General features: G+C 47.7%; 6 protein-coding genes. 3 read left to right on the forward strand and 3 right to left on the reverse strand.

Going from position 1 to position 12286, the window contains the following annotated elements; genetic code table 11:
• The first annotated feature begins 104 nt into the window (after positions 1-104).
• On the forward strand, positions 105-1754 hold the full coding sequence (locus H6F50_RS04975) for an ATP-binding protein (protein WP_199291999.1): 1650 nt from the start codon (positions 105-107) through the stop codon (positions 1752-1754).
• A 29-nt stretch (positions 1755-1783) separates the two neighbouring features.
• On the opposite strand, the gene H6F50_RS04980 is transcribed toward H6F50_RS04975, so the two are convergent.
• The gene (locus tag H6F50_RS04980) at positions 1784-2572 is read right to left on the reverse strand and encodes a mechanosensitive ion channel family protein (RefSeq protein WP_190413201.1); all 789 of its coding nucleotides are present in this window, start codon (positions 2570-2572) and stop codon (positions 1784-1786) included.
• A 54-nt stretch (positions 2573-2626) separates the two neighbouring features.
• Between H6F50_RS04980 and H6F50_RS04985 the strand changes: the two genes are divergently transcribed.
• Positions 2627-3196: a GNAT family N-acetyltransferase gene (locus H6F50_RS04985; protein ID WP_190426947.1), complete on the forward strand. Its 570-nt coding sequence runs from the start codon at positions 2627-2629 to the stop codon at positions 3194-3196.
• A gap of 111 nt (positions 3197-3307) precedes the next feature.
• Here the strand turns inward: H6F50_RS04985 and alr are convergent, their stop codons facing one another.
• Positions 3308-4546, reverse strand: coding sequence for an alanine racemase (gene alr, locus H6F50_RS04990; RefSeq protein WP_190426949.1), 1239 nt, complete (start codon positions 4544-4546; stop codon positions 3308-3310).
• A gap of 486 nt (positions 4547-5032) precedes the next feature.
• Between alr and H6F50_RS04995 the strand changes: the two genes are divergently transcribed.
• On the forward strand, positions 5033-9040 hold the full coding sequence (locus H6F50_RS04995) for a PAS domain S-box protein (RefSeq protein ID WP_190426951.1): 4008 nt from the start codon (positions 5033-5035) through the stop codon (positions 9038-9040).
• Positions 9041-9239: 199 nt separating this feature from the next.
• Here the strand turns inward: H6F50_RS04995 and uvrA are convergent, their stop codons facing one another.
• On the reverse strand, positions 9240-12242 hold the full coding sequence (gene uvrA / locus H6F50_RS05000) for an excinuclease ABC subunit UvrA (RefSeq protein ID WP_190426955.1): 3003 nt from the start codon (positions 12240-12242) through the stop codon (positions 9240-9242).
• Positions 12243-12286 lie beyond the last annotated feature (44 nt).

Below are 12286 nucleotides of genomic sequence, written 5' to 3' on the forward strand. Positions count from 1 at the left end.
TACAATCAATTAAAGAAAGGGTATGAATGACCTATGATAATCTCTAATTAAGCGTGCAGAATACCAGCGTGAAACGGCTATTTACAACAGCATGGAACCTTCTTTTGAACGCTATTCAAACCATTTACAGTCGTCTTTTTAGAAAAAAACGTCGCCAGTTACGTCGTCAGCCCCTACGACAAGACGCCTCAATTGATTCTGGATTGAATCAAATCAACCTCACCCCATCGAAATCAACAGAGGAAATCAGCAGCAGCCCACCCATCCCCATCAATGAGGCAGATAGGCTCAAAGCGCTGAATCGCTACAAGATTCTTGATACTGCTCCTGAAGAAGCATTTGACGATTTGACGGCTCTGGCAGCCTACATTTGTGGCACTCCCATTGCTTTAGTCAGCCTCGTCGATTCTAATCGGCAGTGGTTCAAATCAAAAATCGGTCTAGAAGCAACGGAAACGCCAAGAGACGTGGCATTCTGCGCCCATGCCTTGGTGCAACCAGATGAGTTGTTGATTGTGCCCAATGCCTTAGAAGATCGGCGGTTTTCCAACAACCCGCTCGTGACCTCAGACATCAATATCCGGTTTTATGCGGGTACCCCTTTGGTAACATCTGATGGCTATGCTGTCGGCACCCTCTGCGCGATTGACCGGATTCCACGTCATCTCACCCCCGAACAGATGGAGGCACTGCGGGCGTTGGGGCGTCAAGTGGTCAGCCAGATGGAGTTACGGATTAATCTGGATAAATTAGAACGGACTGTCAGCAAGAGTCGGCGAGTAGAGCAAGCACTCCGCCGCAGTAATCAACGACTGTTGCAAACCCTCAAGACATTACGAAATACTCAAGCCCAACTGATTCAGAGCGAAAAAATGTCGAGTTTGGGTCAATTGGTTGCTGGTGTCGCCCATGAAATTAACAACCCTGTCAACTTTATTCACGGCAACCTGCCCTATGTTAGTGCCTATGTTCGGGATCTCCTCGATTTGCTAAACCTCTACAAAAAGCAATATCCCCATCCCGATGGCGAGATTCAAAAAAAAGCAGAAACAATTGATGTGAACTTTCTAGTAGAAGATTTACCAAAAACTTTGGCTTCTATGAAAGTGGGTACTGACCGTATCCATCAAATTGTTTTTTCGTTGCGAAACTTCTCCCGATTGGATGAAGCCGAGATGAGACGAGTTGATATCCACGAAGGGATTAATAGCACGCTTTTAATCCTTCAGCATCGGCTTAAACCCACAGCCCAAAATCTCGGCATTGAAGTGATTAAAGAGTACGGAGTCCTTCCACCCGTTGAGTGCTACGCAGGTCCCTTGAACCAGGTATTTATGAATATCTTGAGTAATGCGGTGGATGCTCTAGAGTTGTCAATGGTCAATAGTCAGCCGTCAATCATTCGTGAAACAACAACTGACCTAGAGACACGATTATTCGTGTCTCTACCCACTAGCAGTGCTTGGATTCGCATTAGCACCAGCCTTTCTTCTGACCGATCTCATGTAGTAATTCGCATTGCGGATAATGGCCCTGGCATACCGGAAGAGATTAGGGCAAAGATATTCGATCCATTTTTCACGACGAAGCCTGTAGGGAAAGGCACGGGAATCGGATTGTCGATTAGCTACCAGATTATCGTTGAGAAGCATGGCGGGGTACTGAAGTGTCTGTCTGAACCAGGACAAGGAACAGAGTTTCGGATTGAACTGCCGATTCACGGGAAAATAATGAAGATGAAGGAGCAAGAATGATCCCGCGTCCTTCAGGAGTAGGCAGAAGACTACAGTGACAATTCTGGCTCTCGCAGAGCTTCTTTCACCAGCTGTTGTACTTCGGAACGGACGTGATCGTAGGCTTCAGATGCACACCAAGGACGGAGATATAAAATTGTTCCGGTTGCTGAGATGGAAGCAACGTGACAGGTCGTTTTTGGTTCTTCCAAAACTAAGGGATGGGGTTGAATTAAAGACAAAAGTAGGGTGATAGTCGGTTCGATCGGGCGATCGCCAATATCAATGTCTAAATCGACTCGTCGCTTGCCGAGTACGGTGGTATTTTTCAGCGTCCCGCTGAATAATTGCCCGTTCGGCACTGTAATTACTACGTTGTCTCGCGTTACTAGCGTAGTCGAGAAAATGCCGATGGCATCCACCACTCCGGCAGCCCCCGCCCCTTCAATAAAATCGCCTACCTCAAACGGGCGCAAACTAATCAGCATCACACCAGCGGCAAAGTGAGATAAGGTATTCTGCAATGCTAAGCCGATTGCTAAACCAGCCGCCCCCACTACCGCGACAACGCTGGTCGTCTCGATTCCCAACCTGTTGAGAACGGCGACCATCCCGACGACCAGCGTGAAAATCTCGGCTACCTGAATCAAGAACTTGCGTAAGGTTGGCTCTGTGCGACTTAGCGCTTTGCGGGTAAGACCTCCTACCCAACCTACAGCTAATCGGGTGAGCAGCAGAATTGTCGCTGCCCAGAGAAGGTTCTGTAGAATCTTAAAATACGCTTGGCCAATCAGGTAGTTCCATAACTGCGATGCAGCTTCAACAGAAATAATATCCATTTTCAATCGTTTTTCACTTCCAATTAATATATCTTTTTTTATAAGAATACTGGAATGAATTCGGAATTTAAGCTAATTTATACGCCTAGATTGTTATTACGGATGGGAACTCAAGAAGATGTGCCTGAGATTGTCAAATTTTACCGGAATAATCAAGGGCATCTATCTCCCTGGCAACCTTTTTGGCCTGATAATTTTTTAACCCATGAGTTTTGGCAAGAGCAAGTTGAGAAAAACATTAAAGAATTTGAATGCGATCGCTCTTTAAAATTATTTATTTTCAAGAATGGGAATTTCTCAGAAATTATTGGCAATGTTAGTTTTCACGGGTTTATGCGGGGTGCTGCCCAATTTTGTTATTTGGGCTATAATTTAGCAGAATTTGAACAAGGTAAAGGGTATATGACGGAAGCATTGCACTTTGCCATAAATGATGTCTTTGCACAATTAGATATGCACCGGGTGATGGCAAATTATCTACCCCACAATCACCGGAGTGCTAATTTACTGAAAAAATTAGAATTTGTTGTTGAAGGATATGCTAGAAAATATTTATTTATTCAAGGTGAATGGCAAGACCATATCTTGACCAGCTTAACGAATAAAAATTGGCAGAGGAAATGAATTTTTGTCTGCCACTATTCTTATTCTCGGCTATTCTTATTCTCGGTGGGGGTACGGCAGTGTCGTACCCCGGCATCTAGAAGCAAAGACTTGCGAGTATTTCAAGTTGCGTCAAGACGGTGTAGCCTGTTCTGATTCCAGGGGTTGACCGACTGCCACGCGAGGGAGGCGATGCTTGAAGCCGCAGAGAATTTCCCAGGAAATCGTGCCTAAAGTCGCCGCCCAGTCATCCGCAGAAATTCCGGCGTTTCCTTCTTGCCCCAGCAGAGTGACGACTTCGCCAGTTTGTAAATCGGGGATTGCGCTGACATCCAGCATCAGCTGATCCATTGTAATCGCGCCGATTTGCGGCACCTGCTGACCTCGGAGCAAAACTTGCATTTTGTTGGAGAGGTTGCGGGGAACCCCGTCGGCGTAGCCAATGGCGATCGCGGCGAGGCGCATATCCCGGCTAGCAACGAACTGATGTCCGTAGCTTACTCCCGTACCTGCTGAAATATTTTTTACTTGCGTTACCCGTGCTTTTACTTTCATGACGGGTTTGAGGTCGATGACAGACTTTAGATGGGGCGCGGGGTAAAGACCGTAGGTTGCTAAACCCACTCGCACCATGTCGTAGTGTAAGCTTGGGTCGCTTAAAGCGGCAGCTGAGTTTGCGAGGTGCAGACGGGGAGGCGTCATTCCTGTAGTTTTGATAAGAGCGATCGCTTCCTCAAATCTGTCTTGTTGCTGTCTCATTCCCGTGGGATCTGGACTGTCAGCCGTTGCTAAATGAGAGTAGATACTGGCAATTTTGAGATGGGGCAATCGCTGCACCAAGGAGACAAACTCCGCTGCTTGCTGCCAGGGAGTGCCTAGGCGAGACATCCCGGTATCTAATTTTACATGAACCGCTAAAGAACGATTTAAAGTGCCCAGTGTCTCGGAAAAGACCAAAGCTTGCTGAGGCGTACAGAGCGTCGGCTGCAAATTCCAGTGAGCGATCGCTTGCACTTGCTCAGACGTATTACTGGCACCTAAAATCAAAATCGGTGCCTGAATCCCGGCTTCTCGCAGTTGAATTCCCTCTGGAATCGTGGCAACACCTAGCCAACTTGCACCGGCTTGGCAAGCAATCTCGGCAACCGTAATGGCACCATGACCATAAGCATCCGCCTTCACCACCGCCATCAGTGCCGTTTTTGGGGAGAGAAAACGCCTCAGCTGCCGCACATTATGAGCTAAAGCGGCTAAATCAATTTCTACCCAAGCCCGTTCCTTGAGCGCTGTAAAATTTTCTCGCTGTATTTGGGAAAGATTGGGGTACCCAGAAGAAGGCATCCCGACAGGAGTCGGCTCCCAGCTTAGCATTAGACTCACTCCTCACTCACTCACACCTGTTAGTTTAGGACTTACGCCTTCAAGCCATTACTACACTATTGGTATATCTAGCTTTAGCGTTCATCGATTCCGTCTAGAGAAAACTCTAGGGGAAGTCCTACAGTTAACAACTTAGAGTGAGCGATCGCGTCCGGATCGTCAAGTAGTTTCTCGTTGTTATTGATTAGAGACTGTAGCTGTCGTTCTGAACGCAGCTAGGATGTTGGCATCCAACCCTAACCTTCCTCCTGTTGGGTTTCGGGGTTTTCGCCATCCAGGGTGCTTCTCGAACACAGCTTGTTGACGCAGTATTTAGCGATCCCGCTTTTCGTCAAACGTCTGGAGGTAGATTTTGGCAGAAATCGTATCGAATGCCGAGTTTACGAGGAACAATAAAGGAGATAATTTGACTTCCCCTCTCAACACTTAGCTAGGACGGGTCAACCCGCCTTTACAGGACGGACTCAGCACTAAAGCATGAGACTGCGAACGAAGACACTAATGGTCATTGGCGCGACACTCGTCGGTCTGGTAGGGGTGCTATATGCTACCTCTTCCATCGTTTTGTTGCGGAGCCTCAAGCACGCTGAGGATCAAAATACCCGTCAGATGGTTAAGGCAGTTCTGAATGTTTTTGCCCAAACTGGCGATGACTTTAGTTCTGGATTTCTCGATTGGTCGGCGTGGGATGACACCTACAACTTTATTAACAACCCAAACCAAGCTTATCGGGAGTCGAATCTAAATCCAGAATCGCTCTACAACTTGCAGATCAACTTGGTGCTGTATATCAATAACAGCGGTGAAATTGTCTTTGGGACTGGGTTCGATCTGAAAAGTCAGAAAAAAACACCGATTCCACCGGCCCTCAAAGAACACCTGGCTCTCAACGACCGGCTTTTAGAGCGTCCCCATTCTAATCGCATCCTGTCGGGAATCATTCTGCTTCCGGAAGGGCCAATGCTGATTAGTTCGCAGCCGATTTTGCCTTCAAATGGCAAAGGTTCTATCCGAGGAACTTTGATCTTCGGGCGCTATATAGACGATCGAACGATCGAGAAGTTGGCAAGAATTAACCGTTTGCCCGTGATGATGTACGGGATGAACGATCCTCAAATGCCTGCTGACTTTCAAGCCGTGCGTTCTACTTTTTCAGAACAACGCCCAATTCTGGTGCGATCGCGCGATGAAGACACGATTTCTGGATACGCCCGGATTAAAGACATTTATGGCAAACCGGCTTTGCTGTTGCGGGTGGATGTCCCCAGAGAAATCTACAGGCAAGGAAAGATTCGCCTAGTCTATCTCATCTTGTGTCTGTTGGTAGTAGGACTGGTATTTGGTGGAGTGACGCTGCTGCTGATAGAGCGATTGGTGCTATCTCGGTTGGCAGCTTTGAGTGGGGAAGTTCGGAAAATTGGCGCGAGTAGCGATCTTTCGCTGCGGGTATCGACGCCCGGAAAGGATGAATTGTCCAGCTTGGCACTGACGATTAATGGGATGCTAGAAGCGTTGGAAAAATCTGGACGCGATCGCATTGAAAGCGAAGAACGTCACCGCGCCGTGGTTGAGCAAGCTTCAGAAGGGATTGTTCTGATTGATGCTCGCTCTTCTCAAATTCTGGAAGCCAATACTGCCTTTAATCGCTTGCTCGGTTACAGCCATGAAGAAATTCTACATCTGACCCTTTACGATCTCATTCCCCACACCCAAGACAGCGCTGACTTAAATATCAACCAAATCCTAGCCGATAAACAGCACTACCTAGGCGAACGACGCTACCGGCGTAAAGATGGAACGCTGGTGGATGTGGAAGTGAGTGCCAACTCGATTTCCTATGGTGGCAGAGAGGTCGTGTGTGGCGTGGTTCGAGATATTAGCGATCGCAAACAAGCCCAAGAAGAAATCCGTTTGTTGCAGACGACGACGCAAGCGATCGCGGATGCCTCAGATTTTCACTCAGCTTTGCAAGTCACGCTGGGCAAGGTTTGCGAGACAATCGGCTGGAGTTTTGGGGAAGCTTGGATTCCCCACCCAACGGGTGACTTTCTTGAATGCAGTCGGGGTTGGTATGGCGGTAAGGAGAAAGTATCCCCCGCCTTGAAGAAATTCAGACACTTCAGCCAGAAGCTCACTTTTGCATCCTGGAACGGATTGCCGGGACGAGTTTGGTCATCGCAGCAGCCAGAGTGGATTGATGATGTTTCAATTCAGCCACCAGCCGTTTTTGATCGTGTCGCAATTGCACGAGAAAGCGGATTGAAAGCAAGTTTCGCCATTCCGATTATTGCGGCAACGTTTTGGGAATCGTCCCCCCTGCCGATTCAGGACGGGCAAAGCGCTGGGGTGCCCCTACAGCAGCCACAAGTGCTAGCTGTTCTGGTTTTCTTCAGCTTCGACAGCCAGGAAGAAGACCGGCAGATGGTGGAGCTAGTATCGGGCGTTGCGGCTCAGCTGGGTTCCGTCATTCAGCGCAAGCAGACGGAAGCCGCACTCCAAGAAAGCGAGACTCGGCTTTGCAGACAGCAGCGGGCGCTGATGGAATTGGCTACGTGTCAGGCTTTATACACGGGCGATTTGAGCGCGGCTTGGCAGGAGATTACCGAGACAGCCACGAATACGCTGGGCGTCGCACGAGCGAGTATATGGCTTTACAGGCAAGAAATCGTTGATGGTGATGAACCGGCTTCTGCAACATCCCAAAACCCGAATCAAAAATTGGTCTGTGTTGACTTGTACGAAGTCACTCAGGAGCGGCATAGCTGGGGCATGGAGCTGTACCGAGTAGACTATCCGGGCTATTTCCAAGCACTAGAAGAGGAACGCGCGATCGCGGCTTCTGATGCCCATACCGATCCTCGGACGAAGGAGTTTTCCGCGGCTTATTTAGCTCCTTTAGGCATTGCTTCGATGTTGGATGTCCCGATTCGGGTAGGTGGACGGACGATGGGGGTGCTTTGTCTGGAACACATGAGTACGCAAAGGCAGTGGGCGTTGGAGGATCAGAACTTTGCGACTTATTTAGCGTATATGGCTGCTTTGGCAATGGAAGCGAGCGATCGCAAACAAGCAGAAACCGCCCTCGCGAATAGTGAAGCGAAATTTCGCTCGCTGATTCTCAACAGTTCGGATCTGATCGCCATTTATGACGCAGATGGCATTACCCGCTATCAAAGTCCTTCGATTGTGAGTATTTTGGGCTACCAACCAGAGGAATTGACCGGGGTACACACCTTGGGCATGATTCACCCAGAGGATCGTCGCCGCGTTTTAGAAGCTTTCCATGAGGCGCTTAACAACCCTCAGAGTGTTTTTTCCATCGAATATCGTTTTCCCCGAAAAGACGGCTCCTGGTGTTTTCTAGAATCAACTGGGAGCAATTTGCTAGCCGATCCCTTCGTGGCAGGCATCGTGGTTAATTCCCGCGACATTACCGAGCGCAAGCAAGTGGAAGGCGCACTTCGGCAAGCCGAAGAACGATATCGCAGCATCTTTGAAAACGCAGTTGAAGGCATTTTTCAAACGACACCGGATGGACGCTTCATCAGTGCGAATCCTGCCCTCGCACGCCTTTATGGCTACTCGTCCCCGGAGGAATTAATCGCTAATGTGACGAGCGTTGAGCGGCAACTTTATGTTGACCCAAACCGACGGACGGAATTTATTGCTGCCATGCAAAAGTATGATTCTGTATCTCGGTTTGAGTCTCAAATTTACCGCCAGGACGGTAGTACTATCTGGATTTTGGAAACCGCCCGCACGGTAAAGAATTCTCAAGGGAGAATTCTTTACTACGAAGGCACTGTCCAAGATATTACCAATCGCAAGGTCGCAGAAGAAGCACTGCGCTATCAACAGGAACAATCGGAACTGCTGCTGCTCAACATCTTACCTGCCCCGATTGCTGAGCGATTAAAACTTCAGGAAAGCACAATTGCCGATAGCTTTGCCGAAGTTACCGTTTTGTTTGCTGATATTGTTGGCTTTACCCAACTTTCTGCCGATACATCACCTACCGAACTTGTCGAATTACTCAACAAGATATTTTCCGCGTTCGATCGCCTATCCGAACTGCATGGTTTGGAGAAAATAAAGACAATTGGGGATGCCTATATGGTTGTCGGCGGTTTGCCAATGCCCCGCAGCGATCATGCCCAGGCGATAGCTGACATGGCGCTGGATATGCAAGATGCGATCGCGCTATTTAACCTCAAAAATGCGAAAAATTTTCAGATTCGAGTCGGCATTAGTACGGGACCCGTCGTTGCTGGCGTCATTGGTATCAAAAAGTTTATCTATGATTTGTGGGGCGACACGGTAAATACCGCTTCTCGGATGGAATCTCACGGTCTGGCGGGTCGAATTCAAGTCACTGCCACTACCTATGAGTTATTACGAGACGAATATGTTTTTGAGGAACGGGGTCTTATCCATGTCAAAGGCAAAGGTGAGATGACAACTTATCTTTTGATTGGCAGAAAATAAAGAGAATTTTAAGTTAAAGCCTGATCCCGGCAGGCTTCGTTTATGTAGCCCCAGACTTCTAGGGTGCGGGCAGTTGCTGAATTGAGGAAATGCGCTTTTTTCCCAGCAGGCATCTGGCGAAAAGCCAGTATTAAAAATCTGTCGATTTCTGGACTGGTATTGCGCGATCGCGGTTAGTAGATTGACAAATTAAAAGTTGTCATTTTGGGGGATGCTGCTGCAACACTTGTTTCAAATATTGCCCGGTATAAGACCTCGGATTGTCCGCCACTTTTTCTGGAGTTCCCATCGCAATTAACTCTCCACCTTTATTCCCCCCTTCCGGTCCCAAATCGATAACCCAATCGGCGCAACGAATTACATCTAAATTGTGTTCGATGACTAAAATTGAATTGCCTTTATCTACCAATCTCTGTAACACATCTAGCAACTTGTGGACATCGTAAAAAGATAAACCCGTTGTCGGTTCATCGATTAAATAAAGCGTCTTCCCGGTAGCACGACGAGAGAGTTCCGAGGCTAACTTCACTCGTTGCGCTTCACCACCAGAAAGAGTGGGTGCAGTTTGCCCTAAACGGATATAACCGAGTCCCACATCTACTAAAGTTTGCAACCGTGTTGATGCTTTAGGGATATTTATAAAAAATTCCAAAGCTTCTTCTACGGTCATGTTGAGAACATCAGAAATAGACTTGTTTTTGTACTTGACTTGTAAAGTTTCTCGGTTGTAGCGATCGCCTTTACAAACTTCGCACTGCACGTAGACATCTGGCAGGAAATTCATCTCAATCACATTCACGCCTTGTCCGCCACAAGCTTCGCAGCGTCCACCTTTAACATTGAAAGAAAATTGCCCCGGTTTGTACCCTCTCGCTTTTGCTTCTATGGTTTGGGAAAATACGTCTCGAATCGCATCAAAGATACCTGTATAGGTAGCTGGATTAGAACGAGGGGTGCGTCCAATTGGAGATTGGTCGATGACAATTGCTTTATCAATTGCGTTCAATCCCTTGATGGCTTCCAAATGTTTTGGGAAGGGAACTTTGCGAGTGAGGTGGTGTTGTAAGGCTGGATAAAGTAATTCGTTAATTAGAGTAGATTTGCCGGAACCAGAAACGCCGGTGATGCAGACAAGTTTACCCAGTGGAATTTCGACATCTATATTTTGTAAGTTGTTGCGGTAGGCATTTTTGAGAATTAGCGCTCGCCCATTTCCCTCTCTCCTCTGTGCAGGGGTTTCAATTACCTGCCGTCCCGATAAATAAGCACCTGTTAGAGAATCTTCTGCTGCCAACAAGGTCTCCAAGTCACCTTGAGAAACAATTTTTCCGCCATGAACGCCCGCACTAGGGCCAATATCAACAATGTGGTCAGCGGCACGAATCGTTTCTTCATCATGCTCGACCACAATTAATGTATTGCCCAAATCGCGGAGTTTAATTAAAGTTTGCAGCAAGCGTCCATTATCTCGCTGATGCAATCCGATACTCGGTTCATCTAACACGTAGAGGACGCCGGTTAAACCCGAACCGATTTGAGTTGCGAGGCGAATTCGTTGCGCTTCTCCTCCCGAAAGTGTCATTGCCGGACGGTCAAGCGTCAGATAATCTAAGCCAACATCGAGGAGAAATTGCAGCCTAGCTTTAATTTCTCTAAGTACCAAATCGCCTATTTGAAACTGGCGATCGCTCAATTTTAAATTATTAATTCGTTCTCGACTTTCCCCAATATCAACGCTTGTCAAATCGAGCATCCGATACTGTCCCAATCGCACAGCCAAGGCTTCCGGTTTCAATCGCTTCCCGGCGCACACTTCACACGGCTGCTCGACGAGATATTGCTCCATTTTTTGTTTAATGAGTTCGGAACTGGTTTCATCGTATTGCTTCTGGAGGATAGCAATAACGCCTGCATACCGTCTAAAATCATTTCGACTTTCGTTCCAGATTGATTTGTCAGCACCATGCATAATGATGTGCTGCTGTTCTGCTGTTAGCTGATTCCAAGGTGTCTGAATTTCAAAGCCATACGCTTGTCCGACATTGTATAGAAGAGAGAGATAGTAAGAATTATCCTTTTCTGACCAAGGCGCGATCGCAGCATACACCGGCGACTCCGGAAAAGGTACCAATAACTCTGGTGAAAATGTCCGCAAGCTACCCAATCCGTGACACTGAGGACAAGCACCATAAGGGGAGTTAAAGGAGAACAATCGCGGAGAAAGTTCATCCATCACCGCCCCATGTTCCGGGCAAGCAAAGTTTTCTGAAAAGACTAATTCATTGGAGCTTTCCTGATAGGAATTCTCAGCGTTTGTAGAATTTTCTTGCCCAATTTCGTTTTTTGTGGTATGTTCCGTGTACGAATTATTTATCTGGTCGGATTCGTTAGGTTTCGATGTATCATTTAATAACTGAATGACCGCAATTCCACTGGAATGACGCAGACAAGTGCTGAGAGAATCGGTTAGACGCTCCTGAATACCGGGTTTCTTAATCAGTCGGTCAACGACAATTTCAATCGTGTGTGTATAATTTTTATCTAATTCAATAGAATCGGACAGTTGAAACACCTCTCCATCAACTCTGACGCGAGCAAATCCTTCAGAAACCAGGCTGGAGAGCAATTTTTGATGGGTGCCCTTTTTGCCGCGCACTACAGGCGCTAAGATTTGAAAACGGGTGCCATCAGGCAGTTCCAGGATGCGATCGCACATTTCATCAATCGTCTGAGGTGCAATCGAGCGATCGCAGAGGGGACAGTGGGGTTCACCCGCGCGTCCAAACAGCAACCGCAGATAGTCGTAAATCTCCGTTACCGTACCAACCGTTGAGCGGGGGTTGTGAGATGTCGATTTTTGGTCAATCGAAATTGCAGGGCTAAGTCCCTCAATCGCATCCACATCTGGCTTATCCAACTGCCCTAAGAATTGCCGCGCGTAGGCACTCAGAGACTCCACGTAGCGCCGCTGTCCTTCTGCAAAGATGGTATCAAAGGCGAGGGAAGACTTGCCAGAACCAGAGACGCCAGTAAAGACAATCAAGCGATCTCGCGGTAGTTCCAGATCGATATTCTTCAGGTTGTGCTGCCTAGCGCCGCGAATGCGAATCGCGTTCTGGCTGTTTTGATTTACACCCGTGGAATGGTGCCCATTTGAGGACTCAGTTGGTAAAGCATCCGAAAGATTGACACGGTCAGACATGAGGGCAGAGCGAAACAGTGCTTAACGATCTTAGCGCTGGCAAG

Origin of the sequence: Coleofasciculus sp. FACHB-712, assembly GCF_014695635.1 — a bacterium.
Lineage (GTDB): Bacteria > Cyanobacteriota > Cyanobacteriia > Cyanobacteriales > FACHB-T130 > FACHB-T130.

Excerpts from the sequence above, each read along its gene's own strand:
- uvrA (WP_190426955.1), bottom strand. The coding sequence starts at position 12,242 with ATGTCTGACCGTGTCAATCTTTCGGATGCTTTACCAACTGAGTCCTCA.
- H6F50_RS04980 (WP_190413201.1), bottom strand. The coding sequence starts at position 2,572 with ATGGATATTATTTCTGTTGAAGCTGCATCGCAGTTATGGAACTACCTG.
- H6F50_RS04995 (WP_190426951.1), top strand. The coding sequence starts at position 5,033 with ATGAGACTGCGAACGAAGACACTAATGGTCATTGGCGCGACACTCGTC.
- H6F50_RS04985 (WP_190426947.1), top strand. The coding sequence starts at position 2,627 with ATGAATTCGGAATTTAAGCTAATTTATACGCCTAGATTGTTATTACGG.
- alr (WP_190426949.1), bottom strand. The coding sequence starts at position 4,546 with ATGCTAAGCTGGGAGCCGACTCCTGTCGGGATGCCTTCTTCTGGGTAC.